Annotated in this window: 27 protein-coding genes; 18 read left to right on the top strand and 9 right to left on the bottom strand. The window is 71.3% G+C overall.

From position 1 onward, the window contains the following. Positions 1-53: 53 nt before the first annotated feature. The 5 genes from nuoL to IEZ06_RS28890 all read left to right on the top strand — a co-directional run bounded on the left by nuoL (position 54) and on the right by IEZ06_RS28890 (position 6,549). Positions 54-1,904, top strand: a complete 1,851-nt coding sequence (gene nuoL / locus IEZ06_RS28870) for an NADH-quinone oxidoreductase subunit L (protein WP_189239869.1) — start codon at positions 54-56, stop codon at positions 1,902-1,904. Continuing rightward, on the top strand, positions 1,904-3,457 hold the full coding sequence (locus tag IEZ06_RS28875) for an NADH-quinone oxidoreductase subunit M (RefSeq protein ID WP_189239837.1): 1,554 nt from the start codon (positions 1,904-1,906) through the stop codon (positions 3,455-3,457). Before nuoL ends, IEZ06_RS28875 begins: the two co-directional genes overlap by 1 nt. Continuing rightward, a complete protein-coding gene (gene nuoN / locus IEZ06_RS28880; RefSeq protein ID WP_189239838.1) occupies positions 3,454-5,010 on the top strand; it encodes an NADH-quinone oxidoreductase subunit NuoN in 1,557 nt (518 codons plus the stop codon). Before IEZ06_RS28875 ends, nuoN begins: the two co-directional genes overlap by 4 nt. 15 nt (positions 5,011-5,025) lie before the next feature. Next, entirely contained in the window at positions 5,026-6,021 is a 996-nt protein-coding gene (locus IEZ06_RS28885) for a polyprenyl synthetase family protein (RefSeq protein ID WP_189239839.1), read from the top strand. 108 nt (positions 6,022-6,129) lie between these two features. Then, on the top strand, positions 6,130-6,549 hold the full coding sequence (locus IEZ06_RS28890) for a MarR family winged helix-turn-helix transcriptional regulator (protein ID WP_189239840.1): 420 nt from the start codon (positions 6,130-6,132) through the stop codon (positions 6,547-6,549). Positions 6,550-6,689: 140 nt separating this feature from the next. Here the strand turns inward: IEZ06_RS28890 and rarD are convergent, their stop codons facing one another. Further along, entirely contained in the window at positions 6,690-7,610 is a 921-nt protein-coding gene (rarD, locus tag IEZ06_RS28895; RefSeq protein WP_189239841.1) for an EamA family transporter RarD, read from the bottom strand. A gap of 136 nt (positions 7,611-7,746) precedes the next feature. Between rarD and msrA the strand changes: the two genes are divergently transcribed. The 6 genes from msrA (at position 7,747) to IEZ06_RS28925 (ending at position 11,739) form a co-directional block, all read left to right on the top strand. Beyond that, positions 7,747-8,433: a peptide-methionine (S)-S-oxide reductase MsrA gene (msrA, locus tag IEZ06_RS28900; RefSeq protein ID WP_189239842.1), complete on the top strand. Its 687-nt coding sequence runs from the start codon at positions 7,747-7,749 to the stop codon at positions 8,431-8,433. Positions 8,434-8,588: 155 nt separating this feature from the next. Continuing rightward, positions 8,589-8,846: a helix-turn-helix domain-containing protein gene (locus IEZ06_RS28905; RefSeq protein WP_189239843.1), complete on the top strand. Its 258-nt coding sequence runs from the start codon at positions 8,589-8,591 to the stop codon at positions 8,844-8,846. A gap of 197 nt (positions 8,847-9,043) precedes the next feature. Next, positions 9,044-9,367 (top strand): DUF6247 family protein, encoded by a 324-nt coding sequence (locus IEZ06_RS28910; protein WP_189239844.1) that lies wholly within the window; start codon positions 9,044-9,046, stop codon positions 9,365-9,367. After that, complete coding sequence (locus IEZ06_RS28915) at positions 9,368-9,622, top strand: hypothetical protein (protein ID WP_203871854.1); 255 nt, start codon at positions 9,368-9,370, stop codon at positions 9,620-9,622. Positions 9,623-10,003: 381 nt separating this feature from the next. After that, a complete protein-coding gene (locus IEZ06_RS28920; protein WP_189239845.1) occupies positions 10,004-11,011 on the top strand; it encodes an ArsR/SmtB family transcription factor in 1,008 nt (335 codons plus the stop codon). Positions 11,012-11,091: 80 nt separating this feature from the next. Beyond that, on the top strand, positions 11,092-11,739 hold the full coding sequence (locus tag IEZ06_RS28925) for an ATP-binding cassette domain-containing protein (RefSeq protein ID WP_189239846.1): 648 nt from the start codon (positions 11,092-11,094) through the stop codon (positions 11,737-11,739). 161 nt (positions 11,740-11,900) lie between these two features. On the opposite strand, the gene IEZ06_RS28930 is transcribed toward IEZ06_RS28925, so the two are convergent. The 3 genes from IEZ06_RS28930 to IEZ06_RS28940 all read right to left on the bottom strand — a co-directional run bounded on the left by IEZ06_RS28930 (position 11,901) and on the right by IEZ06_RS28940 (position 13,931). After that, positions 11,901-12,191 carry a GNAT family N-acetyltransferase gene (locus IEZ06_RS28930; protein ID WP_189239847.1) on the bottom strand — a complete coding sequence of 97 codons (291 nt, stop codon included), beginning with the start codon at positions 12,189-12,191 and terminating at the stop codon, positions 11,901-11,903. Between the two features lie 302 nt (positions 12,192-12,493). After that, a complete protein-coding gene (locus IEZ06_RS28935; protein ID WP_189239848.1) occupies positions 12,494-12,811 on the bottom strand; it encodes a hypothetical protein in 318 nt (105 codons plus the stop codon). A 133-nt stretch (positions 12,812-12,944) separates the two neighbouring features. Next, on the bottom strand, positions 12,945-13,931 hold the full coding sequence (locus tag IEZ06_RS28940) for an NAD(P)-dependent alcohol dehydrogenase (RefSeq protein ID WP_189239849.1): 987 nt from the start codon (positions 13,929-13,931) through the stop codon (positions 12,945-12,947). Between the two features lie 195 nt (positions 13,932-14,126). Here IEZ06_RS28940 and IEZ06_RS28945 point away from each other — a divergent pair, with 195 nt between their 5' ends. Next, entirely contained in the window at positions 14,127-14,789 is a 663-nt protein-coding gene (locus tag IEZ06_RS28945) for a DUF2306 domain-containing protein (RefSeq protein WP_189239850.1), read from the top strand. 47 nt (positions 14,790-14,836) lie between these two features. On the opposite strand, the gene IEZ06_RS28950 is transcribed toward IEZ06_RS28945, so the two are convergent. The 3 genes from IEZ06_RS28950 to IEZ06_RS28960 form a co-directional block, all read right to left on the bottom strand. After that, entirely contained in the window at positions 14,837-15,493 is a 657-nt protein-coding gene (locus IEZ06_RS28950; protein WP_189239851.1) for a response regulator, read from the bottom strand. Continuing rightward, positions 15,490-16,638: a sensor histidine kinase gene (locus tag IEZ06_RS28955; protein ID WP_229798836.1), complete on the bottom strand. Its 1,149-nt coding sequence runs from the start codon at positions 16,636-16,638 to the stop codon at positions 15,490-15,492. The genes IEZ06_RS28950 and IEZ06_RS28955 overlap by 4 nt, the downstream gene beginning before the upstream one ends. Before the next feature lie 592 nt (positions 16,639-17,230). After that, positions 17,231-17,563, bottom strand: a complete 333-nt coding sequence (locus IEZ06_RS28960) for a hypothetical protein (protein ID WP_189239853.1) — start codon at positions 17,561-17,563, stop codon at positions 17,231-17,233. A 449-nt stretch (positions 17,564-18,012) separates the two neighbouring features. Between IEZ06_RS28960 and IEZ06_RS28965 the strand changes: the two genes are divergently transcribed. After that, entirely contained in the window at positions 18,013-18,867 is an 855-nt protein-coding gene (locus tag IEZ06_RS28965) for a pentapeptide repeat-containing protein (protein ID WP_189239854.1), read from the top strand. 58 nt (positions 18,868-18,925) lie between these two features. Here IEZ06_RS28965 and IEZ06_RS28970 read toward each other — a convergent pair whose 3' ends face one another. After that, on the bottom strand, positions 18,926-20,107 hold the full coding sequence (locus IEZ06_RS28970; RefSeq protein WP_189239855.1) for an FAD-dependent oxidoreductase: 1,182 nt from the start codon (positions 20,105-20,107) through the stop codon (positions 18,926-18,928). Between the two features lie 52 nt (positions 20,108-20,159). Between IEZ06_RS28970 and IEZ06_RS28975 the strand changes: the two genes are divergently transcribed. The 5 genes from IEZ06_RS28975 (at position 20,160) to IEZ06_RS28995 (ending at position 24,727) form a co-directional block, all read left to right on the top strand. Then, a complete protein-coding gene (locus IEZ06_RS28975) occupies positions 20,160-20,729 on the top strand; it encodes a PadR family transcriptional regulator (RefSeq protein WP_229798837.1) in 570 nt (189 codons plus the stop codon). Between the two features lie 345 nt (positions 20,730-21,074). Then, on the top strand, positions 21,075-22,142 hold the full coding sequence (locus IEZ06_RS28980) for a glycoside hydrolase family 16 protein (RefSeq protein WP_189239856.1): 1,068 nt from the start codon (positions 21,075-21,077) through the stop codon (positions 22,140-22,142). A gap of 201 nt (positions 22,143-22,343) precedes the next feature. Further along, the gene (locus tag IEZ06_RS28985) at positions 22,344-23,216 is read left to right on the top strand and encodes a CPBP family intramembrane glutamic endopeptidase (RefSeq protein ID WP_189239857.1); all 873 of its coding nucleotides are present in this window, start codon (positions 22,344-22,346) and stop codon (positions 23,214-23,216) included. Between the two features lie 103 nt (positions 23,217-23,319). Continuing rightward, entirely contained in the window at positions 23,320-23,892 is a 573-nt protein-coding gene (locus IEZ06_RS28990) for a putative glycolipid-binding domain-containing protein (RefSeq protein WP_189239858.1), read from the top strand. A gap of 160 nt (positions 23,893-24,052) precedes the next feature. Then, positions 24,053-24,727 carry an NUDIX domain-containing protein gene (locus IEZ06_RS28995; protein ID WP_203871851.1) on the top strand — a complete coding sequence of 225 codons (675 nt, stop codon included), beginning with the start codon at positions 24,053-24,055 and terminating at the stop codon, positions 24,725-24,727. Here the strand turns inward: IEZ06_RS28995 and IEZ06_RS29000 are convergent. Next, the gene (locus IEZ06_RS29000; protein ID WP_189239860.1) at positions 24,672-25,304 is read right to left on the bottom strand and encodes a GNAT family N-acetyltransferase; all 633 of its coding nucleotides are present in this window, start codon (positions 25,302-25,304) and stop codon (positions 24,672-24,674) included. The two genes, IEZ06_RS28995 and IEZ06_RS29000, sit on opposite strands and share 56 nt — an antisense overlap. Positions 25,305-25,381 lie beyond the last annotated feature (77 nt).

Genomic DNA, 25,381 nt, shown 5'->3' on the forward strand with positions numbered 1-25,381 from the left:
CTCCTGTTGAGATCGTCCAGCACACCGGTGGGGCGATCGGCTACTCCTGGCTGATGATCGCGCTGCCGCTGCTCGGCGCCGCGATCCTCCTGCTGGGCGGGCGCCGTACCGACCGGTGGGGCCACCTCCTCGGCGTCGCGATGTCGCTGGGCGCCTTCGCGGTGGCCGTCGCCTCCTTCGTGGAGCTGACCGGCCTGTCGCCCGCAGAGCGCCGCCGCGGCATCGAGCTGTTCGAGTTCATCCCCGGCATGGCGGACCTGGGCGTGCTGATCGACCCGCTGTCGATCAGCTTCGCACTGCTGATCACCGGTGTGGGATCGCTGATCCACATCTACTCGATCGGCTACATGTCGCACGACCACGACCGCCGCCGCTTCTTCGCCTACCTGAACCTGTTCGTCGCCGCCATGCTCCTGCTGGTGCTGTCGGACAACTACCTCGGCCTGTTCATCGGCTGGGAGGGCGTGGGCCTGGCCTCCTACCTGCTGATCGGCTTCTGGCAGTTCAAGCCCAGCGCGGCCACCGCGGCCAAGAAGGCCTTCGTCATCAACCGGGTCGGCGACTTCGGCCTGCTGATCGGCATCTTCACGATCTGGACGACCTTCGGCTCGCTGGCCTTCCGCGACCTCGGCGCCGACGTGGCGACCCAGGCCTCCGAGGGCACGCTGACCGCGATCGGCCTGCTGCTGCTCGTCGGCGCCTGCGGAAAGTCGGCCCAGCTGCCGCTGCAGGCCTGGCTGCTGGACGCGATGGAGGGCCCGACCCCGGTCTCGGCCCTCATCCACGCCGCGACCATGGTCACCGCCGGCGTCTACCTCGTCGTGCGCTCCGGCGCCTTCTTCGAGGCCGCCCCGACCGCGCAGCTGGTCGTCACCATCGTCGGCGTCGCCACGCTGCTCGCCGGTGCCATCATCGGTTGCGCCAAGGACGACATCAAGAAGGGCCTGGCCGGTTCGACGATGTCGCAGATCGGCTACATGATGCTCGGCGCGGGCCTCGGCCCGGCCGGCTACGCCTTCGCGATCGGCCACCTGATCACGCACGGCTTCTTCAAGGCCAACATGTTCCTCGGCGCCGGCTCCGTCATGCACGCCATGAACGACGAGGTCGACATGCGCCGCTACGGCGGGCTGTTCTCCGTCATGAAGATCACCTCGGTCACGTTCGTCATCGGCTACCTGGCCATCATCGGCTTCCCGCTGCTCTCCGGTTACTACACCAAGGAGGGCATCATCGAGACGGCGATGCACCACAACCCGGTGCTGGGCTGGCTCGCCGTGCTGGGCGCCGGCCTGACCGGCTTCTACATGTCGCGGATGGTCTTCATGACCTTCTTCGGCAAGAAGCGCTGGGCCGACGACGCGCACCCGCACGAGTCGCCCGCGGTGATGACCTGGCCGCTGATCATCCTGTCGATCGGCTCGATCGGCCTGGGCGCCTTCCTGGTCCTGGGCAACCGGTTCGCCTCCTTCCTCGCCCCGGCCGTCGGCGCGCCGGCGGAGCTGCCCGAGCCGCACGTCTTCGGGGTCGGCCTCGCGGCGCTGACCACGCTCGCGCTGGTCGCCGCCGGCGTCGCCTTCGCGTGGATGCGGTACGGCGCAGCCGAGGTGCCCGCCGTCGCCCCGCGCGGCTCCTTCCTCACCGCCTTCGCCCGCCGCGACCTGTACGGCGACGCCCTCAACGAGTCGCTGTTCATGCGGCCCGGCCAGTGGCTGACCCGCCTGTCGGTGTTCTTCGACAACCGGGGCATCGACGGCCTGGTCAACGGCCTGGCCGCGGGCATCGGCGGGACCTCGGGACGGCTGCGCCGCGTGCAGACCGGCTACGTCCGCTCGTACGCGTTGTCCATCTTCTTCGGTGCCGCAGTGGTCGTCGGAGCGCTGCTCTACGTAGGGAACATGTGATGCCCTGGCTCTCGATACTGATGGCCGTGCCCGTACTGGGCGCGGTCGGGGTGGCGTGCCTCCCCAAGGGCAGCCACAAGCCCGCCAAGCAGCTCGCGCTGCTGGTCTCGCTGGTGGTGCTCGGCCTGACCGTCGCGATGGCGGTCCAGTTCAGCCCGAACGGGCAGCGCTTCCAGTTCACCGAGACCCACAGCTGGATCCCGGCCTTCGGCGTGAACTACGGCCTCGGCGTGGACGGCATCGCCCTGGTGCTGATCGCCCTGTCGGCGGTCCTCGTGCCGATCGTGATCCTGGCCTCCTGGCACGACACCGACGGGCCCGCGCCCGACGGCAGGGACGACGCCCCGGCGCCCAGGCGCTCCGCGAAGACCTACTTCGCGCTGCTGCTGGTGCTGGAGGCGATGATGATCGGCGTCTTCGCGGCGACCGACATCTTCCTGTTCTACGTGTTCTTCGAGGCCATGCTGATCCCGATGTACTTCATGATCGGGTCGTACGGCGGGGTGCAGCGGTCCTACGCCGCGGTGAAGTTCCTGCTCTACTCGCTCTTCGGCGGCCTGCTCATGCTGGTCGCGGTGATCGCGCTCTACGTGGTCGCCGAGAAGAACACCTTCATGTTCCCCGAGCTGATCGGCGTCATCCAGGACCCGGCCACGCAGAAGTGGCTGTTCGCCGGCTTCTTCATCGCGTTCGCGGTCAAGGCGCCGCTCTGGCCGTTCCACACCTGGCTGCCCGACGCCGCCGCGCAGGCTCCGGCCGGCGCGGCCGTGCTGCTGGTGGGCGTGCTGGACAAGGTCGGCACCTACGGCATGCTCCGCTTCTGCCTGGAGCTGTTCCCCGACGCGTCGAAGTTCTTCACCCCGCTGGTGATCGTGCTCTCGGTGGTCGGCATCATCTACGGCGCCATCGTGGCCATCGGCCAGACCGACATGAAGCGCCTGATCGCCTACACCTCGATCTCGCACTTCGGCTTCATCGCGCTGGGCGTCTTCGCGATGACGCAGAACGCGCAGGCCGGCGCCACGCTCTACATGGTCAACCACGGCTTCTCCACCGGCGCGCTGTTCCTGATCGCCGGGTTCCTGATCCACCGCCGCGGCTCGGCCCAGATCGCCGACTACGGCGGCGTGCAGAAGGTCGCCCCGCTGCTCGCGGGCGCCTTCCTGATCGCCGGCCTGTCCGGTCTCGCCCTGCCGGGCCTGTCCTCGTTCGTCAGCGAGTTCATGGTCCTCATCGGCACCTACGAGCGCTACGCGGTCCCGGCGATCATCGGCGCGCTCGGCGTGATCCTGGCGGCCATCTACATCCTGTGGATGTACCAGCGCATGATGAACGGGCCCACGGCCGACTCGGTCAAGGGCTTCACCGACCTCAACGGCCGGGAGAAGTGGGTGGTGGCCCCGCTGATCGCGGCGATCATCGCGCTCGGCTTCTTCCCCAAGCCGGTGCTCGACGTGATCAACCCCGCGGTGGACAAGACGCTGGACAGCGCCCAGGTGCTGGACAAGCAGCCGGCCTCCACCGCCGCTGAGAAGAAGGGGGCCGGCCAGTGAACGGCACCACCATTCCGGCGCCGACGATCGAATACGCCCTGCTCGCGCCGATGCTGATCGTCTTCGGCGCGGCGATCGTCGGTGTGCTGGTCGAGGCGTTCTTCCCGCGCTACCTGCGCAAGTCGGTCCACGTGCCGCTGACGCTGCTGGCGCTGGCGGGGGCCTTCCTGATGACGGTCCTCCAGGTGGTCAGGGAGGGCGTGCCGACCACCCCGTCCGCCATGGGCGCGGTCGCGGTGGACGGGCCCGCCCTGTTCATCTGGGGCCTCATCCTGGTCCTGGCGATCGTCAGCACGCTCCTTATCAACGACGAGGACCAGTTCGTCGCGCAGGCTGCGGCCGTACCGGGCAGCGCCGACGAGGAGGAGGCGGTCCGCAGCGGATACGCCCAGACCGAGGTCTACCCGCTGCTGCTGTTCTCCGTCGGCGGCATGATGCTCTTCCCGGCCTCCAACGACCTGCTGATCATGTTCGTGGCCCTGGAAGTGCTCTCCCTGCCGCTGTACCTGCTGTGCGGCCTGGCCCGCCGGCGCCGCCTGCTCTCGCAGGAGGCCTCGGTCAAGTACTTCCTGCTCGGCTCGTTCTCCTCGGCCTTCTTCCTGTACGGCATGGCCCTGGTGTACGGCTACGCCGGCTCGCTCGACCTGAAGGCCATCAGCGCCGCGCTGGGCACGGTGAGCGGACAGAACGCGCTGCTGCTGGCCGGCACCGCGATGCTCGGCGTCGGCCTGCTCTTCAAGCTCGGCGCCGCGCCGTTCCAGGCGTGGAAGCCCGACGTCTACCAGGGCGCGCCCACCGCGGTCACCGCCCTGATGGCCTCCACCGTCCTGGTGTCGGCCTTCGGCGCGCTGCTGCGGGTCTTCTGGGTCGCCCTGGGCAACCTGGACTGGGACTGGCGCCCGGTGATGTGGGGTGTCGCGATCCTGACCATGATCGTCGGTGCGGTCCTGGCCATCACCCAGACCGACATCAAGCGCATGCTGGCCTACTCGTCGATCGCGCACTCGGGCTTCATCCTGACCGGCGTGATCGCGACGGGCGCCTTCGAGCAGAACCAGGGCGCGCTCTCGGCGATCCTGTTCTACCTGGCGGCGTACGGCTTCACCACGGTCGGCGCCTTCGCCGTGGTGACGATGGTCCGCGACGCGGGCGGCGAGGCCGGGCACCTGTCCCGGTGGGCCGGCCTCGGCAAGCGGGCCCCGATCCTGGCGGGCATCTTCGCGTTCTTCCTGCTGGCCTTCGCCGGCATCCCGCTGACCAGCGGGTTCTTCGGGAAGTACGCGGTGTTCTCCGCCGCGGTCGCGGGCGACGCGCTGCCCCTGGTCGTCGTGGGCGTGGTGACCTCGGCCATCGCGGCGTTCTTCTACGTCCGCGTGATCGTGCTGATGTTCTTCAGCGAGCCGGCGGCCGACGGGCCGACCATCGCGACGCCCACCATCGGCACCTCGGCTGTGGTCGCCCTCGCGGCAGCGGCTACCGTAGTCCTCGGAGTCTTCCCGCAGCCGGTCCTGGACCTGGCCGGCGAGGCGGCTTCGGCCCTGTTCATTCGCTAGGAAGTGTAGGAACCCATGGCTGCGCCACCGGTTGTCGATCTCCCGCTCGTCGACGAGCGGCTGGCGCAGGACCTGGCCGCGGGCCTGGCCGAGGTGGAGAAGCTGCTGCGGTCCTCGGTGGAGAGCGAGGACGCCTTCGTCACGGAGGCGTCCAGGCACCTCATCGAGGCCGGCGGCAAGCGCTTCCGGGCCATGCTCGTGCTGCTCGCCGCCCAGTTCGGCACGCCGGACGCCCCCGGGGTCGTCCCCGGGGCCGTCGTCATCGAGCTGACCCACCTGGCCACGCTCTACCACGACGACGTCATGGACGAGGCCCCGGTCCGCCGGGGCTCGGAGTCGGCCAACGCCCGGTGGAACAACACCGTGGCCATCCTGACCGGCGACTACCTGTTCGCCCAGGCCTCGGAGATCCTCGCCGACCTCGGTCCGGACATCATCCGCATCCAGGCCCAGACCTTCTCCCGGCTCGTCCGCGGCCAGATCCGCGAGACCACCGGCCCCCGCGACGGGGACGACCCGGTCCGGCACTACATCGAGGTGCTGGCCGACAAGACCGGCTCGCTGATCGCCACCTCCGGCCGCTTCGGCGCCCTGCTGAGCGGCGCCTCGCCCGACGTGGTCGAGCGCCTGGCGAGCGCCTGCGAGGCCATCGGCGTCGCCTGGCAGCTCAGCGACGACCTGCTGGACGTCGCCTCCGAGTCCACCGAGTCCGGCAAGACGCCCGGCACCGACCTGCGCGAGGGCATCCGGACGCTCCCGGTGCTCTACGTCCTGTCCGGCGACGACCCCGCCGACGCCCGGCTGCGGGAGCTGCTGTCCGGACCGGTGGCCGAGGACGACGTCGAGGAGACCCTGGCGCTGCTGCGGGCCAACCCGGCCATGGACCGGGCCCGCGCCGAGCTGGTCGCCTGGACCGACCGCGCCCGTGCGGACCTGGCGGGCCTGCCCGACATCCCGGCCCGCGCCGCCTACCTCGCCCTCTGCGACTACGTCGTCGAGCGCTCCGGCTGATCCGCCCGGCCCCGTCCGGCTCTGTTCGGCGGCATTTCCTTGCGTGTGCATCTGTTGCATGAGCAGGTAGGCTCACTGCCAGGTGCTCAGAGGTAAGGAGGGCTCACAATGACGTGGGACCGTTTCGCCCTGCTGTACGCGCGTGTGGAGACCGAACTGGCCAAGGCGCTCCAACGCGGCCACGGCCTGGGCCTGTCGGAGTACCGCGCGCTCAAGCGGCTCGCCGCCGCGCCGGACGGCGAGCTGCGGATGCAGGAGCTGGCCGAGGCCGTCGGGCTGAACCAGAGCTCGGTGACCCGCCTCATCGCCCGGCTGGAGGAGGCGGGGCTGACCCGCCGCGACCTGTGCGCGGCCGACCGCCGCGGCGTCTACTCGGTGATCACCGGTGAGGGACGGGCCCGGCTGGGCGAGGCCTCGCCCACCTACGAGCGCTCCCTGGAGACCGCCCTGGACCGCGCCGGCACCGACCCGGAACTGCGGCCGCTGGTGGCCGCCGTCCGGGGCCTCGGGGCCGTACCGGGGCGTTAGGGCGGGCCGTACGGCGGGCGGGCGCGTGAGGCCGGGGCGGCGGGATCCGGCGGCGACAGGGTCGGGGTGGCGGTATCAGGCGGCGGCGACAGGGTCGGGGTGGCGGTATCAGGCGGCGGCGTGAGGCCGGGGTGGCGGTATCAGGCGGCGGCGGGCTCCAGCCGCTCGGCGCGGCGGGCCGCCTGGGCGGCGCGGGCGGTGCGGAGGCTGTCGTAGGTGAAGACCGACAGGGCCAGCCAGACGATGGCGAACCCGGCCCAGCGGCTCGGCGGCATCACCTCGTGGGCGACGAACACGCCGCAGAGGAACTGCAGGACCGGTGCGATGTACTGCAGCAGGCCGATCGTGGTGAGCGGGACGCGGATCGCGGCCGCGGAGAAGCAGATGAGTGGGACGGCGGTGATCACGCCCGCCCCGGCGAGCAGCAGCGCGTGCCCCGCGCCCGCGCTCCCGAAGGTGCCGGTGCCCTGCTGCGCGAGGTAACCCAGGTAGCCCAGGGCGGGCAGCAGCAGGACGAGCGTCTCGATCGCCATGCTCTCCGCCGCGCCGACCTGGGCGGTCTTCTTGACCAGGCCGTAGGTGCCGAAGCTGGCGGCCAGGACCATCGCGATCCACGGCAGCCGTCCGTAGTCCAGGGTGAGCACGACGACGGCCGCGGCGCCGAGCCCGACCGCCGCCCACTGCAGCGGGCGCAGCCGCTCCTTGAGCAGGAAGACACCGAAGAGCACGCTGACCAGCGGGTTGATGAAGTAGCCCAGGGCGCTCTCGACGACGTGCCCGGTGTTGACCGCGTAGATGTAGACGCCCCAGTTGACCGTGATGATCAGCGCGGCGAGGGCCAGGAGGCCGATCTTGCGGGGCGTGCGGGCGATCTCCCGGATCCACGACCAGTGCCGTCGCACCGCGAGGATGGCGACGACCGCCACGAGCGACCAGGCCATGCGGTGGGCCAGGATCTCCAGGGCGCTGGAGGGCTTGAGCAGCGGCCAGTAGAGCGGGAACAGGCCCCACATGCTGTAGGCGGCGATGCCGTACAGGACTCCGCGGCGCGATTCAGGCATGTCGCCTATTTTGACTGCTTACCTTGTTTAACACAAGTTAGTGGTTCTGATGTGATCGTTAAGCTTCGCTTACGGGAACACCCGATGGCCCGGTGCGGTTGAGGAGAGCGGAGTAAGGCGACAGGAGGAGGTTCCGATGGGCTGGCTCTTCGGCAGGGAGAAGACTTCCATGGTGTCCCCGGAGAACGCGCTCCCCGGGCGGGACGCGCGCATGCCGGTGCCCGCGCGGCACATGGTCCTCGACGCCCCGCTGGCTCCGCCGTACCCCGGCGACGTCGAGACCGCCGACTTCGGCCTGGGCTGCTTCTGGGGGGCCGAGCGCAAGTTCTGGCAGACCCCCGGTGTCGTGTCCACCTCGGTGGGCTACGCGGGCGGCCACACCCCCAACCCGACCTACGAGGAGGTCTGCAGCGGGCTCACCGGCCACGCCGAGGTGGTCCGGGTCGTCTTCGACCCGGCCGCGGTGTCGTACGAGGAGCTGCTGCGGGTCTTCTGGGAGAACCACGACCCCACCCAGGGCATGCGCCAGGGCAACGACGTCGGCACGCAGTACCGCTCGGCGGTCTACTTCCACTCCCCGGAGCAGGAGAAGTCCGCCCTCGCCTCCCGCGACGCCTACCAGAAGGTCCTCGCCGAGGCCGGCCACGGCCCGATCACCACGGAGATCGCCCCGTCCGGTGAGTACTACTTCGCGGAGGAATATCACCAGCAATATCTGTTCAAGAACCCCGGCGGCTACTGCGGCATCGGCGGCACCAACGTCAAGCTGGGTGACCCGTCCGAATGGTCCTGCCCGACGGGTCTGACGGTGACGGAGGAATAGCGGCTGCCCGGGTGCCGCTGCGCTTCCTCTGAAGGTCGTTCCAGTACGGCTTACGCCACCGTGGTGGGAGTCGGAGACCATGCTCATTCGCCCAACGCGTTTGTGCGAAAACAGAATGTGAGAGAGCCGCGCCCCATAAGCTCAGGGATCGCCGGATGGACGAGCCGGGTGCGGCCGAGGCGTATGAGGCCGCACGTATCGCCTACGAGCTGGGCAGGACGGTCCGGACGATGCGCGAGGGGCGGGGGTGGAGCCAGAGCGACCTGGCCCGGGAGGCCGGCATGACCCAGTCCGCGGTGGCCCGTTTCGAGGCGGGCGGGACCATCCCCACCTTGCCGGTTCTGGAACGTCTGGCACGCGCCCTGGACGCGGATGTCGAGGTCCGTCTGACACCGAAGGCTCCAGCCGCCTGAGAAGTGCCCGGGGCGCTCCGGATCTTGTTTCAGGGCTCTCCGGTCGCTGCGGCATCGGTGGCACCGACGTCAAGCTAAGTGACCCGTTCGTGGAGCGGGGAGTCACCGTTCTGGATCCGATGCTCGACCGGCCTACCGGGTTGCCTGCCAAGTGTCGGCGGCGTCCTCTAGCCTGGCGGGTGGAGGTGACCGACACGATGACCGCAGAACCACACGGCCCCACGAACGCCCCGCCTTTCCTGCCGGCGCCGGACAAGACCCCGCGAGCGATCCGGGCCGCCCTGCTGCCCGAAGAGGTCGGTGACTTCGACCGGGAGTTCCGGGCCGTCATGGCCGAGGCGACCGAGACACTCGACCTGACGGTGGTGACGTCGTTCCTTGAGCGGTGGTGGCGGGTCGCCTGGTCATCGACCGATGCCTCGGGACATCGGGCGATGCTCGAGCGCGCAGATGAGCTCACCCGCGGCGAAGACGTGCCCACCCGGCCCTGGGCCGAGGTCAGAGAGCGCCTGGGTCTGTAGATGTACACCGTGGAGGTCGAGGAGAACGCGTCCCTGGAGATCGCGGCCCTTCCCAAGGAAGGAGTGCTCTCCTTCGCCTCCCTCGTCGATCTCCTCGAAATCCACCCGTGGAGCGGTGACTCCTACAACAGGAAACGCCCGGACGCGAACATGCGCGCTCACCCTTTCGGTGACCACCGCGAGGGCCTGGCCGTTTACCTCATCCTCGAAGATCAGCTACGCGTGGTCATTCTGCGAGTTCTCTGGCTCAGCTGACGACGCCCGCCGCGCGCAACCCTCATTGATGCCGAAGCTGTAATCCACAAGCACGGGTCTCTCCGGCCACAGCGGTCTCGGCGGCACCGGCGTCGCGTGCCCGGTCGGCATCGCGTCCGCCGGGGAGTGAGCAAGGCGGTCTTCGACGAGGTGTCGGTCCGTGGGCAGAGCACATGGGGCTGACCTTCCCCGGCGGTCTGCGTGGGGCCGAGATGCATCGTGAGCCGTCTGAGCGAGGGCGGAACGTCATCCCTGGGAAGCGATGATCCTGCATGCCGCCGGCCGCCAGACCGGGACTCTTATCCGCCTTCACAGAGTCCGGCCCGCCTGGACATGTGGTTCGTTTCTCCTCGTGGACTGCCCCCTTGCTACATTCATGGCGTGATCCGGATCGAGCTTGACGAACTCACCTTGGCGAGGACGAGAATCGCGACAAGCCCGCTCTGGGAGACGCTGTCCAGCCTCTTCCTGCTCCGCCGGACCCGGGTGCCCTGGCCGTACGACGGGTGGGCGACGCATGCCAGGTCGGTGCTGGCCACAGTGCCGCAGACCACGCCGGTCGATCTCGTCTTCCGGCTCGGCTCGCAGCTCCCCGACTTCTTCTCACCGGTTCCGCGAACGGCGTTCCCGACGATCGAGGAGGAGCTCGACCGGCTGTGTGCGACGAGCCCCGAGGTCATCGACGCCGAATTGAACGCCCAGGCCGGCACACCCGACCTGGACGGGTTCCGTAAGGATCCGGCGCGAGCTCTCGGTGAACTGGCGGACGGGCTCCAGGCCTACTGGGACGCGGCGCTGGCATCGCATTGGCCCGCCATGCGGGGTGCGCTGGAGGAAGAGATGATCTTCCGGGCGCGACTGCTGGCCGTCGACGGCCCTGAGGAGATCCTCGGCGTCCTGCATGAACGGATCAGATGGGAGCGTCCCGCGCTCACACTGATCAAGCCGCACGAGCACGCGTTCGTCTCCGCCGGCCAGCGACTGCTGCTGATCCCGCTGATCTTCTCGCCAGGCGCCCTGATCTGCACCACCAGCGATGAGAACGTGGTGGCCGTCTCCTACCAGTCCCGCGGCTCGGTGGTGCTCGCCGGCGGAGAAGGGCGAGACCTTCCCCCGCGGACGGAACGGGACCGGCTCTCAGTGCTCCTCGGCAACGGCCGGGCCACCGTGCTGCGCGCCCTGCACCCGCGACCCTCGACGACGGCGGGGCTCGCGGCGATGCTCGGGCTGGCGCCCAGCACCGTGTCCGAGCACCTGTCCGGTCTGGCGGCCGCCGGCGTCGTGCACCGCCGCAGAGCGGGCCGCCGGGTGCTGTACGGCCTGGAGCCCACCGGACTCGCCCTGCTCGACCTGCTGAGCTCGCCGTCGGACGCGCACGCATCCGGCTGAGCTCTCCGAACATTCGGCGATCACCGAATCCATCGCCGCCCGGTCAACGGCCGCGTACCGTCCGCCTCATGAGTGATCATGTGATCGCGGCGCGCGATCTGCGCCATTCCAAAGGCCCGCGGGTGAGCTTCACGGTAGGGCGCGGCGAGGTCTTCGGCGTGTTCGGCGCGGGGGCGGCCGCCACTGTCAGGATGCTCGCCGCGTGGCTTGCCCCGGCCGGTGGCACGGCCAACGTGTGCGGCTACGACGTGGTCGAGCAGCGCCGGTACGTTCGCCGCCACATCGGGTCGGTGTTCGGTCGCGGCCACCTGTGGGCCGCGCTCTCCGCCGCCGACAATCTACGCTTCTTCGCCGAACTGTACGGTGTGCCGCCCCGGAACCGACGCGCCCGCATCGAGGAGGTGCTCGACCTCGTCGGTCTCTCGGGAAACGAACGGGCTGGCACCTGCTCACCGAGGGCACGTACCCACCTGCGGATCGCGAGCAATCTGCTGCGCTCGCCCGAGGTGCTCTTCGTCGACGAGCCGTCGGTCGAGATCGGTCCGGTCGTTTCCGCGATCGCGGCACGCGGCACGACCATGGTGGTGACCACACGGGACGCCACGCGGTGCGACCGGGTCGCGGTACTCGCCTGCGACGAGTCCGCCGGACCGGATCTGCCCACTGAGCTCGGCCGGGCACGTTCCGGGGGGCCGGGCGGGCACGGGTCCCGGACGGTGATCTCGTGATCATGAGGCCGATTCCCTACCGGGGAGCGCGGCAGAGGCGGGACCTCCACCGCCGGCGGGTGCTGCGCGCACTGGTGGTCAGTATGTTCCTCCACCTCCGGCGATGGCTGAGCGCTCCCCGGACCGGCCGGAGGAAATCCCTTTGACCTCGACCCCGGCGGCTACCGCGGCATCGGCGGCACCGGCGTCAAGCCGGGTGACCCGTCCATGAACCAGGAAGTCGCCGTTCTCGATTGGAACGGCGATCCGGCCGCTCCGCCCTCAGGGCGCTCCGCGATGAAGATCGTGACGTCTTCGCGTTCAAGCTGGCTCCTGAAGCCGACAGCGAGCTCTTCGCTCGGTGGACGGTCTCGAAAGAGGTCCGGTCGGTGCTCTACGTGGATGTCCCGAACGAAACGGTTCAACTCTGCGAGCAGGGCGGCGTCGTCAGGAGTGGCGGTGCGGATCGTCAAAGGGAACACGGTGAGGCTCCTCGCGTGAGAGACGTCCGGAAACTCTAGATCTGCTGAGATCACCCGTCACATGGGCGGTGGCGAAGCGCAGCTCCGCACCGCGAACGACGACGTCGATCTGCGGCTGAGGGATCTGCCGTTGCCCGACCGCAGGCCCGACGTCGCGCCCCACCGGTGTCTGGACCGTGCTCGGGGCGAACGCCCTCGAACACCGCGATGGACCGCGGGCTGTCGCCACGCTGCCCCTCCGCGTCCTGCCCCGCCCGGGCACCCGCCGCCACACCGTCGACGCGGCCTGCCGGTCAGCGTGGGCGGCTGAGGGCGGCCTCGGCCAGATCCGTCCATTTCCCGGCCGAGGAGTGGGGCACGACCACCCAGTCCTTCACCGTCCTGCCCTGTCCCGAGGGGTCGAACAGGGACGCCCCGGCCAGTCGGAGCGCGGCTGTGTGTTCGGGGGTGTCCCTGACGAGTCTGAACACCATCGCGCCGTCACGCTGCAGGCTCGCGAACACCTTCCCCGCCTGATCTTTGAGCGCGGGCCTCCCCATCATCGTGGAGATCCGCACGCCCAGGTCGGCCAGCTCGGCGCCGACCTGCTTGAAATCCTCTTCCGGGCTCATCGTCAGTCGGTTCCCAACTCCATGGCGACGTGGTCCTCTTCCGTCCACGCGACACATGATGTTGCAGAGTCGTAGCGGCGCGGCAGATGCAAGACAAGATCATTCCATGTGAGGACCCCCACGAGGCCGGGCCTCAGACCGTGACGACGACCTTTCCCGTGGCGTGCCCCTGCTCCTGGTACGCGATGGCCGCCGGGATCTCCTCGAACGGGTAACTCCGGTCGATGACCGGGGTGAGGCGCCCGTCCTCGATGAGCTCGGCCAGCGTCGTCAGGTTCCGCCTGTTCTCCGTGCACCGGACCACGTCCGTCAGGACCGTCCGCTGCGACACGAAGGGTGAGACCGCGAGCGCCGAGATGATGCGGCCGACGGGCTGCAGCCACCGGCCGCCCGGCCCGCCGACGATGACGAGGGCCCCCCTGGGGGCGAGCACCCGCCGGTACGCCGAGGCCGGATGGCTCCCCGCGCAGTCCAGCAGCAGGTCGTAGCGCTGCCCGCGCCGGGTGAAGTCCTCCGCGGTGTAGTCGACGACCTCGTCCGCGCCGAGCGATCGGACCAGTTCCACGTTCCGGGTGCCGCAGACGCCGGTGACCCGCGCGCCGAACGCCTTGGCGAGCTGTACGGCGAACGTGCCCACGCCTCCCGAGGCCCCGTTGACGAGGACGCTCTGCCCCGGCTGGATCCGCCCGTCGTCGCGCAGGCCCAGCAGGGCGGTGCCGGCCGCCATCGGCACCGCCGCCGCCTGCTCGAACGACAGGTTCTTCGGCTTCGGCACCAGCTCTCCGGCGCGGACGCAGGCGTACTCGCCGAAGCCGCCCTGCTTGGGCATGCCGTACACCTCGTCGCCGGGGCGGAACTCCGTCACGTCCCGGCCGACCGCCTCGACCTGCCCGGCGATGTCGGCGCCCAGGACGCGGATCTTCGGCTTGCGCAGTCCGGGGCCGCCGGCCATCAGGCGCGCGATGTACGGCTCCCCTCTCATGAGGTGCCAGTCGTAGGGCTGGACGGAGGTGGCGCGCACCCGGACCAGCACCTCGTCGTCGGCGGGCACGGGCCGGTCGATCTCGGTGAGATCCAGTGCGTCGGTTGAGCCGTACGAGCGCAGGACGAACGCCTTCATCGAATTTCCCTCCTCCACGGCGGGTCCGGGTGCCGCATGGTGACGGGCACGTCCCGAGCCGTGGAGGGCCAGCGTAGAAGTCCCGCACAGAGGGCTCATCAGCCGAAAGTACGCCTGATCGGCGGACTATCGGCCAGGTCGGATCAGACCGTTCCGGCGATGAGCCGCCATCGTGCCGGCGGCCACGATCGGGTCATGACCGATGAGAGGCCGACAGGCCGGTTCGTACCCGCGGCGCTGATCCTGCTGAGCGCCGTGCCCATGGTCGCGGGGGCCGCCCGCCTGACCGAGCTGGCCGGCGGCGCGGAGATCACGCCGGAGAACGCGCGGTTCTTCGCGGTGCCGCTGCCCGTGGTGCTGCACATCGTCAGCGTCAGCGTCTACAGCGTTCTCGGAGCCTTCCAGTTCGCTCCGCGGTTCCGCCGCCGGCGGCCCGGCTGGCACCGTGCCGCCGGGCGGGTCCTGGTCCCCTCAGGACTCGTCGCGGCGCTCACGGGGCTGTGGATGACGGTGTCCTACCCCTATCCCGCCGGTGGCAGTGATCTGCTCTCCGGCGTCCGGCTCGTGTTCGGCACCGCCATGGCCGTGGCCATCGTCCTCGGCTTCACCGCGATCCGGCGGCGGGACGTCGTACGGCACCGCGCCTGGATGATCCGGGGCTACGCGATCGGCCTGGGCGCGGGCACGCAGGTGCTGACCCACCTGCCCTGGGTCGCGGTCTTCGGGGCGCCCGGCGAGGTCGCCACCGCACTGCTCATGACCGCCGGTTGGGTGATCAACGTCGCCGTGGCCGAGTGGGCCGTCCGCAGGCGGCCGACGGTCCGGCGCGACCGGCTCGGCGCCCGGCTCAGCGCCTGACACGGCCGAGGGGGCCGTCCAGCGGCAGGTGACCCGGCCCGTCCGGCTCAGTGCCTGACGCGGCCGGTCTCGTAGGCCCAGATGGCGATCTCGACGCGGTTTCGGGCGCCGAGCTTGGCCATCAGGCTGGCGATGTGGGACTTGACGGTGCTGAGGGAGATGTAGAGCTCGTCGGCGATCTCGCCGTTGGTCCGCCCGCGCGCCACGGCGGCGAGGATCTGCTCCTCCCGGCCGGTGAGCGCCTCGATGGGCTGCGCCGGGGCCGATCCGGGCCCGGTGCGGGCGAAGGTGCCGAGCAGGCGCGCGGTGACGCTCGGCGCGATGAGCGCCTCACCGCCGGCGGCGGCGTGGACGGCCTGGGAGAGCAGGGCCGCGCCGGCGTTCTTGAGCAGGAAACCCCGGGCGCCGGCCCTCAGCGCGGCGTAGACGTACTCGTCGAGGTCGAACGTGGTGATGACCACGACGGCGAGGGGGTCGGCGACGTCGGGTCCGGCGAGGGCGCGGGTGGCCGCGATGCCGTCGAGGCCGGGCATGCGGATGTCGAACAGGCACACGTCAGGACGGAGCCGCCGGGCCAGTTCGACGGCCCGCCGCCCGTCTGCGGCCTCGCCGACGACCTCGATGTCCGGCTGGGCGTCGAGGATCATCGTGAGCCCGGTGCGGACGATCTCCTGGTCGTCGGCGACGACCACCCGGATGCTCACGTCGCCGCCCCGGTCCGGGGCAGTACGGCGCTCACGGTCCAGCCCCGGTCGGGGCCGGGGCCGGCCGTGCAGGTGCCGCGGAGCAGGTGGGCGCGCTCGATCATGCCGATGATCCCGTATCCGGGTGAGGCGGCCGGGCGGACGAGACCGCCGTCGCCGTCGTCGCTCACGCGCAGGCGCACCGAGGTGTCGTCGGCGGTGACGCGGACCTCGACGCGGGTGGCGTGGCGCGCGTGCCGCACGGCGTTGGTGACGGACTCCTGGGCGAGGCGGTAGACCGCGGCCTCGACCGACGGGGGGAGGCCGCCGAGGTCGCCCGAGATCTCCACGTCGACGGCCGGACCGGAGCGGCTCCGGCCCGCGAGCCGCCCGATGTCGGCGATGCGCCGGCCGGGCGCCAGGTCCACCGGCTCGTCCAGCCGGTCCCGGCGCAGGACGCGGACCAGGGCGTGCATCTCGTCGAGCGCGCGCGCCGCCTCGGCCTCGATCACGCGGAGCGCCTCGGTCGCGGCCTCCGGCCGTGACTCCGCGGTGGCGAGGCCCGCCTGGGCGCGCACCGCCATCGCCGAGACGTGGTGGGCGACGGTGTCGTGCAGGTCGCGGGCCAGCTGTTCGCGTTCGAGCAGCTTGACCTGGTCGAGCTCACGCGATCTCGCCCGGGACCGGTACCGGAACGCGCCGCCCAGGGCGACGGTCGCGGACAGGAAGGTGAACGCGCCGATCGCGTCGGCTCCGGCGGTGCGCCCGGTGACCACCGACAGGGAGGCCGAGACAACCATGATCGCTAGTCCGATCGCGGCCTCGCGCCCTGATCCCCACCGGAACAACGCGTACGGCAGGATCAGCTGGTACGCCATCGTGTACATCTCCGAAGGGGGCCCGCCCGTCAGCAGCGGGACCAGGCCCGTGACGGCGAAGCAGATCACGATCACGAGCAGCGGCCGGGTCCGGCGCCACAGCAGCGTGGGCACCAGCCCGACGGCGACGGCCACCGAGACGACCCGCCACGGGAGGTCCGGACGCAGGAACCCCTCGAGCACGGCGGCCGGGACGAGCACCCCCACGAGCGCCGGGTCGCGCCATGTCCACGGCGGAGGGTCGGGGGGGCGTGGCTCGTTCCACAGGGAACGAAGAGCGGCGAGCACCTCGTCATCGTACGAGAGCCCGTGCCGCTCCGGACCGGCCCGCGGGACGAGATGTGCGTTCCACCGGTACGGCGTGCACCCACCGGGGGCCGCCCGCTGCCGGTCCTCGGGGGAGGGCGGGGACGGCGGCACGCGTGACGGCGCGAGAGGCGGATGCGGCCGGCTCCGGCCGGAGGACCCGGGCATGGCCCCGGCATGGGGTTCCTCCGTGGTCCCGTTGGGAACGATTTGACGCGGTGGGCGGTCGACGCTTGACGCGTTGGGGGGTCGACGCGGACCTGCTGCGGCGGAAGCGGCGATCGCGATATCGACGCCGGTCGCGCGGTCGCTGCGAATCCCCGTGATGGGCCCGCGCGGGCGGTCGGGAACCGATCCGATGCCTTTTTCCGTATTCTGGGCGCCGAACTCCGTGTTCTGAGCGCCGGAAGAATGAAAGAAAGTCCGGCCGGACGGGGAATGCGCCGGTGGACGCTGGAGCGGATGTTCCGACGGCCCTCTTCCGCTGGGGGCCGGCCGCCGGTGCCCGGGGGGACGGCCGTGTCGTGGGACCGGCCGGCCCCACGACACGTGACCACCTGCCGAAAAGGGAGACCTAGCGGGTGATCTTCAGGACCTTCTTCAGATAGCGCTTGTGGACGTAGCCCGTGGTTATCGTCCTGTGTCCCTGGACTGCACGCCAGTTCGCGGTGGCGAGCTTGCACTGGCCCACGACCGCGTAGCGCGGGTCGATCTGATCGACCAACTTGGAAGTCTTCTTCGGCTTCCGGCGGACGTTGAGGTAATTGCCGCTGGGAACGTTGCGCACCTTGTAGGCGCATACCGTTTCGGCTTGGGCCGGGGTCGCGGCGGCGGTGGTGAGTGCCACGAAGCCACCACTGGCGATGGCGGCCGCGGTGAACGCGCCGGCGAGTCGCTTGAATATCATTCGTCCCTCCTCGGTACGTTGACATTGCGACATGTCCCTTATGTCCGGATTCTTGATTCAGAAAACGGCGCTTCCGTGTCGCGTTCCATATATGGCCGCTTCCGGGACTCCTCTTGACCCGCCGATGAATCGGGCGCCGCCGTCCCCGATGACGGGCCGGGCCCGAGGACGGGACGAGCCCTCTGCCCTGGGCGGAACCCGCGGAGCCCGCGGAACCCCGGCCCCGGGCGGGCGGAACCCGCGGAGTGCGCGGAACCCCGGCCCCGGGCGGGCGGAACCCGCGGAGTGCGCGGAGCCCGGCGCTGCGCGGGCATGGACGCGGAGGCGGTACCTTTCACCGGGGCGCGCAGCCGTTCGGCTGGGCGGGGCCGGCCGGGGCGCCGCCTTCCGGTGGGGGTGGCGCACGACACGACGGGAGACCACGCACGTTGTCCTCTGAGATGTCCGGGATGTCGCAGACATCCGAGACGCGGGAACATCCGGAACCCGCCGCGGGCGGGGTCGGCTCCGGACTGCGGGCCGACTGCGGGAGCTGCTTCGGGCTGTGCTGCGTGGTGCCCGCCTTCGCGGCCTCGGCGGACTTCGCGATCGACAAGCCCGCCGGGCGGGCCTGCCCGAATCTGCGGCAGGACTTCCGCTGCGGCATCCACGACCGGCTGAGGCCGGAGGGCTTCACGGGCTGCACCGTCTACGACTGCTTCGGCGCGGGGCAGAAGGTCTCCCAGGTCACCTTCGGGGGGCGGGACTGGCGGCGGAATCCGGGGACCGCGAAGCAGATGTTCGAGGTCTTCCCGGTCATGCGGCACCTCCACGAGCTGCTCCGGTACCTGGCGGAGGCGCTGACGCTGGAAGCGGCCCGCCCGCTCCACGCCGAGCTCCGCGCCGCGTTCGACGAGATCGAGAGCCTGACCCAGGGGGACCCGGACTCCCTCCTGGGGCTGGACACGGAGGCGCAGTGGCGGCGGGTCAACGCCCTGCTGCTGCGCGCGAGCGAGCTCGTGCGGGCCGGGGCCGGGGCCGGGGGGCGGAGGAAGGACCGGCGGGGCGCTGACCTCATCGGGGCCAGGCTGAAGGGCACCGACCTGCGGGGCGCCAACCTGAGAGGGGCCTACCTGATCGGTGCGGACCTGCGGGGCGCCGACCTGCGGACGGCCGACCTCATCGGGGCCGACCTGCGCGACGCCGACCTGCGGGGCGCCGACCTCACCGGGAGCGTCTTCCTCGTCCAGGCCCAGCTCGACGCGGCGAGGGGCGACGGCACCACGAAGATCCCGCCGTCGCTCACCCGCCCCGCCCACTGGTGAGACGACGCCCGCGCGGGTGACGGGGCCCTCCGCTCACGGGGCCGTCGCTCCGGCCGGTTCAGCCGGAGGCCGCGGTCACCCGGTCGTCCCAGGAGATCCGGTGGTCGTGCATCCAGGCCAGGCCGTTCCTCCTGTCCACCTGACGGATGATCACAGGTAGGACGAGGTCGCGGAGGAGGGCCCCGAAGGCGCCGGGGGCCTTGCCGCTCCCGTTGCGCCTGCCCTGCGCCACGACCCGCTCCACCCGCGTGCGCCGCAGCCGCTCGAAGGCCGCGAACGCGTCGCGGGTGCCGGGGACGTCGCGCAGGCACTTGGCCAGCACCACCGCGTCCTCGATCGCCATGGACGCGCCCTGGCCGGAGGAGGGCGAGGTGGCGTGCGCGGCGTCGCCGACGATCACCATGCGCCCGCCCCGCCACTTCGGCACGGTCGGGAAGTCGTAGGTGTTCCAGCCGGGCAGGATGTGCTCGGTCGCGCCGATGATGTCGAGCATCGGCCCGGTGTCGTCCCGGAACAGCTCCGCCAGCCGGGCGCGCCACTGCGCCGGAGTGATCGCGGCCAGCTCCTCCGGGGTCGGCTCCCGGGGGCTCGGCGGGTTGGCGAACCACCACACCTCGCCGTCGGGGTGGACGAGGTAGCCGAAGAAGCACCTCCGGCCGAAGACGAAGTGGCTCGTCCCCGGCTCGCCCGGCACCGTGACGCCGCGCGCGAAACCGCCGGTGTTCAGCAGGCCGACGTGCCGGGCGCGGGGAGCCCCGGGGTCGATGATCGTGCGGGTGCGCGAGCGCAACCCGTCGGCGCCGACGAGCAGGTCGCCCTCGGCCGTGCTCCCGTCGGCGAAGACCGCCCGCACCCCGTCCGCGGTGGTCTCGGCGTCGGTGAGGCGCTTGCCGTAGTGGACGCGCACGCCGCGCCGTACGGCCTCGTCGCGCAGGGCCCGGTAGAGGTCGGCGCGCTTCAGCGTCCGGCCGGGCTGCCGGAGGGAGGCCAGGAGCCTGCCGCGCCCGTTGCTCATCTCCATCCGCGGCGTGTCCATGCCCAGCTCGCAGACGAGGTCGTGCAGGTCGAGCAGGCGCAGGGCCTCCAGCCCGTTGACCGCGAGGGTGAGGAAGGCGCCGACGCCGTCGGCGCCGCGGTCGTACGCCTCGTAGACGTCGCTGTCGATGCCGGCCCGCCGCAGGGCCATCGCCGTCACCGGACCGGCGATCCCGCCACCGATGATCACTGCTCTTTTAGTCATAAAATGAATATACATAACATGACTAAAATTTGGCCAGCCCTACGATGGCGCCATGTCCTCACGACGGTCCCCTCTCGCGATGGCGCTGCTCTCCCTGGTCGCCGAGGAGCCCATGCACGCGTACCGGATGCAGCAGCTGATCAGGGAGCGGCGCAAGGATGACGTGGTCAACGTCGCGCAGCGCAACAGCGTCTACCAGACCATCGACCGGCTGCTCCGCGACGGGTTGATCGCGGTCCGGGAGACCCTGCGCGAGGAGAACCGTCCGGAGCGGACCGTCTACGAGCTCACCGGCGCGGGCCGGGAGACGCTGCGGCACTGGATGCGGACGATGCTCTCCGCTCCCGCCCGCGAGTTCCCCGAGTTCCCGGCGGCGCTCGCCTTCCTGCCGGTGCTCCGGCCCGACGAGGTCCGGTGGGCGCTGGAGGAGCGGCTGACCTCCCTGGAGGGGCGGCTGTCGGCGTTGGACGCCGACCTGGCCGAGGGGGCGGCCTTCCTGCCCCGGGTCTTCCTCGTGGAGTCCGAATACCAGCGGGCGGTGGTGCGGGCCGAGCTGGACTACGTCCGGGGCCTCGTCGCCGACCTCCGTGAGGGCCGGGTCGACTGGGACTACGAGTTGTAGGCCGGGCCGGGCCGGTCGGGATTGCGGGCCGTGGGACGGACCGGCCGGTCGGGATCGCGGGCCGTGGGACGGACCGGCCGGTCCACCCCTTCGCCTTCCGGGTGATCTATCCATTCTCCCCGGATGTCCCGACTTGGACACTCTTAGTGTTTGTGTGGTGACTATCGGCGACATAACTGCTGCTGTCGGTGACAGTGCTGCAGATGGGGACGTCGTGGGTGAGGAACCTGGACCGGAGAAGAAGACGCGGCTTCGCCCGCACCGTCCACACCGCCCGCCACGAGGGTGGACCGAGGCCCTGCCGGGCTGCAGGCGGCCCCGGGTTCCCCGCCGGGAGCGCGTCCGATGACGGTCCGCGGGCTGAGGGGAGCCGGCGGGCGGGCCGCGGTGACCGCGGCGGCCGCTCTGCTCCTGGGGGCGGGGGCGCCGGTGGAGGCCGGGACCGGAGTGGACGATCCGCCTTGGCCGGGGACGCCCGGGGCCGGAACGGTGCCCCTGCCGGGGACGCCCGGTCAGGTGGCGGGCGGGCTGCCGGGGATAGGGACGCCCGGTCAGGTGGCGGGCGGGCTGCCGGGGATGGGGACGCCCGGGGCCGGAACGGTGCCCCTGCCGGGGACGCCCGGGGAGGTGGCGGGCGGGCTGCCGGGGGCGGGGACGCCCGGTGACGCGGCGGGTCAGGCGGCCGGGGCGGAGGCGCCGGGGGACGCGGGCGTCCCGGCCGCGGGGGGCCGCTCCTTCCGGGACGAGTTCACCGGCCCCGCCGGGAGGGCGCCCTCGGCGTCGAAGTGGAAGCAGCTCACCGGATGCATGTGGGGGCACGGGGCCGAGAAGCAGTGCTACACCGCCGGCGGCCGCAACGCGCGGCTCGACGGCGCCGGCCACCTGGTGATCAACGCCCGGCGCGAGAAGTACGTCGGCGCGGACGGGGTGTCGCGGAGGTACACCTCGGCGCGGCTCGTCTCCAAGGTCGGCCGGGCGGGCGGGACCCTCCGGGTGCGGGCGAAGCTGTCGCGACGGCAGGCCGGAGCGTGGCCGGCGATCTGGCTGCTCGGCACGCCGGCGGCGAAGACACCGCACTACGGCGAGATCGACCTGATGGAGAACGGCCTCAACGGGGCCGCCTGGGACCCGGAGTACCACGTCCACACCTCCGGTAGCGGTTCCGGCGCCGGAGGGGCGTACGGCGTCGACGCCACCCGTTGGCACGTGTACGAGGTGAGGTGGACCACGGGCCCGTCCGGCCGGGTGTGGTTCCGCATCGACGGCAGGCTCGTGCGGGTCCTGCCGTACCGCGTGCCGTCCGGCTCGCCGGCCGAGGTCATCCTGAACATCGCGGTCGGTTCGCAGGCGGGCCGTCCGGCGGCGGACCTGGACAGCACCATGACCGTGGACTACGTGCGGATGGGCAGGTGAGGGCCTGCGCGGTCCGGGCGTCGAAGGATTCCCGGCCGGTCACGGAGCCGCAGGCCGTACGCCACGGGCGCGGGCCGCGCGTCAGGGGATCGCCAAGGCGGACCACGGGACGGTATGGGCGAGGCCAGACATGGTCCAAGCCACGGTGCGGAATGCCCACGCCTCATGCGTCCGGAGGGTCGCCGTTCCTAGCTTTGGCGCATGCGCTCCGATCGTCTCGAACCCGTCTGGCGGTCCGCTCTGACCGTGGCGGGCCTCTTCGCGTCCATTTTCACCGTCCTGTTCGTCTCGTTGATCCCCGGGATGTCGGCGGACGCCTTCTACCTGGTGGCCGGGGCCGGGGTGACCGCCTGCGCGATCGGCCTGACCTGGTGCGTGCAGCGCGTCGTCGAGGGCCGCTCCTGGACCGAGCTCGGGCTGGCCGTCTCCCGCCGGGCGGTCGGCAGGGCACTGCTCGGGACGGCCGCGGGAGCCGCCGCGGTCTGCGCGGCGAACGCCCTGTGCGTCGCGCTCGGCGCCGCCGACTGGGACCCGGACGCCTCCCTGGCGAGCGTCCCGGCCTGGCTCACGGTCACCGTGCCGGCGGCCCTGCTGGTGCAGGCCGTACCGGAGGAGCTGTGGTTCCGGGGCTATCTGTTCAGGCACCTCAGCGAGTCGCTGCCGCCGTGGGTGACGGTCGCGGTCACCTCCGCCCTCTTCGGCGCCCTGCACATCATCTCCCAGAGCGGGGCCGGCTCCCTCCAGGAGAAGCTGCTCTACGTGGTGCAGGCGACGGCGTTCGGGTTCGTGCTCGTCGCCTGCCGGATGGCCACCGGGGAGCTCTGGCTCGCCGTCGGCTTCCACGCCGGGTACGACATGCTGAACGAGCGGTTGATCGCTCCCGGCGAGGGCCTCTACTCCGTCAACCTGATCTGCCTGGTCGCGGTCCTGACCGCCGCCGCCGTGCTCACCCTGCGCCGGCGGCAGCGCCGTGCGCCCCTCGACTGGCGGGCGAGGCCCGCGGCCCCCACCACCCAGGCCGTCCCGGTCGCTCCGGTGGCCGAGGAGCGGCCGCTGGCCGGTTCCGCCGTGTGACGGGCCGGTCCGCGCGGCCTCCCGCCGGCGCGTGGTTCACCTCGGTTCTCCGGGGCACGGAGGAGCTGGAGGGTTCTGAGGGTTCTGCGGGAAGGAGGGCGCGATGCGCGGGCTCGTGTGGATGAAGGACGAGGGGGCCGAGTACGCCGAGGTGGACCTCTCGTCGGGGCTGACGGCGGTCGGGGTGGCGATCGGGACGGATCCGGTGCCCTACCGCCTGGAATACTCCCTGCGCACCTCGGCCGAGTACGTGACCGAGCTGCTGACCGTGCGGGCGCACGGGGCGGGCTGGGCGCGCGCGCTCGACCTGCGGCGCGGCACCGACGGCAGCTGGTCGTGCGAGACCAAGTGCGAGGGCGGGCTCGAAGGGCCGGAGCCCGGCGGGGACATGATGGGCCTCAACGACGCGCTCGACTGCGACCTCGCCCTGTCCCCGCTGACCAACACGATGCCGGTGCTCCGCCACGGCCTGCTGAGGAGCCAGGGACGGATGGGCTTCGTGATGGCCCTGGTCCAGGTGCCCCACCTGCACGTGGTCCACCACCCGCAGAGCTACACGCACCTCGGGCGGGACTCCGTGCGCTTCGAGAGCGAGGGCTTCAGCGCCGACCTCGTCTGCGACGGCGACGGCATCGTCACCGACTACCCGGGCCTGGCGAGGCTGGCGGTCCGCTGACCCGTCCGCCGCCCCGCCGGCCCGCTGACCTGCCCTCTGCCCAGGCGGTCCACAGGCCTGACCGTTGCCCGGCTTCGGGTGCATTGTACTGATGTACAGTGCGGAGTCGGAATCACCGGCCGCAGCCGGCCGGGGGCGGAGCGGGATCGGGGGAGGACGCGTGTCGGGTGAGGTGCCGGGGATCGACGTCCCCGACCGGCGGGGCCGCACCGGGCTGGACCGGGAGGGGCTGGACCTGACCGGCAACCCCCGGGTCCGGGTGCGGGAGGTGGAGCTCCTCTCGTCGAGCTGGTACGTCCTGCGCAGGACCACGTTCGACTACCTGCGGGCGGACGGCGTCTGGGACACCCAGGAGCGCGAGACCTACGACCGGGGCAACGGCGCCACCGTGCTGCTCTACGACGCCGGGCGCGGGACGGTCCTGCTGACCCGGCAGTTCCGCTACCCGGTCTACGTCAACGGGCACCCCGACGGCATGCTGCTGGAGACCGCCGCGGGCCTGCTCGACGACGACGACCCGGAGACCGCGATCCGGCGCGAGGCCGCCGAGGAGACGGGCTGCGAGATCGGCGAGGTCCGGCACGTCTTCGACGTCTACATGAGCCCCGGCTCCGTCACCGAGCGCGTGCACTTCTTCGCCGCGCCGTACGGCGCCGCGCACAGGACCTCCGGCGGCGGCGGGGTGGCCGACGAGGGCGAGGACATCGAGGTGGTGGAGCTGCCCTTCGCCAAGGCGCTGGACATGATCTCCACCGGAGAGATCGCCGACGCCAAGACGATCATGCTTCTGCAGTGGGCGGCGCTGTCCGGTCCGTTCTCCGGCCGAGGTAGGTGAGCGGTCCCGCGTCGGCGACGGGGATCTCGTGGAAGCCCAGCCGGTCGTAGAAGGCGCGGGCCGCGGTGTTGGCGGTGACCATGCCGAGGTGGACGTGCGCGACGCCCTTGCGGTGCAGCGCGTCGAGGAAGGCGTTCATGAGCGCGCGCCCGTGGCCCTTGCGCTGGTGGTCCGGGAGCAGGTCGATGTGGAGGTGCGCGGGGTATCCGGCCAGCTCGGGAACGATCATGCGCTCCGGGCGGTACATGAGATCGATCATCACCTCGCTCGGCGTGGACGGCGGCCCGTCCAGGGCGGGGAAGCGCTCTCTCATCCGGGGCAGCCAGGACGCCCGGTAGGACTCGACGAAGGCGGGGGTGTCGGCGGTGCCCAGGACGTAGCCGACGGCGCGCTCCCCGTCGTCGAGGACGAAGGTCAGGTCGGGCTCCAGTTCGGCGTAGGGAGCTGCGAAGATGCTCGGCATCAGCTCCAGGTCGGGGTAGACGTGCCGTGAGTCGCCGCCCTCGTGGGCGGTGCGCACGCAGATGTCGTAGAGCGCGGCGCGGTCGGTGGCGCGGTACGGCCGGACGATCGTCATGGGGTCCATGATGCTCTCTCTGGGAGCGCTCTCACAAGATTCTCTCTCGCCGGATGGAGGGGTGTGGGAAGATCGGA

This window comes from Planomonospora antibiotica (assembly GCF_014647955.1).
Taxonomy (GTDB): domain Bacteria; phylum Actinomycetota; class Actinomycetes; order Streptosporangiales; family Streptosporangiaceae; genus Planomonospora; species Planomonospora parontospora.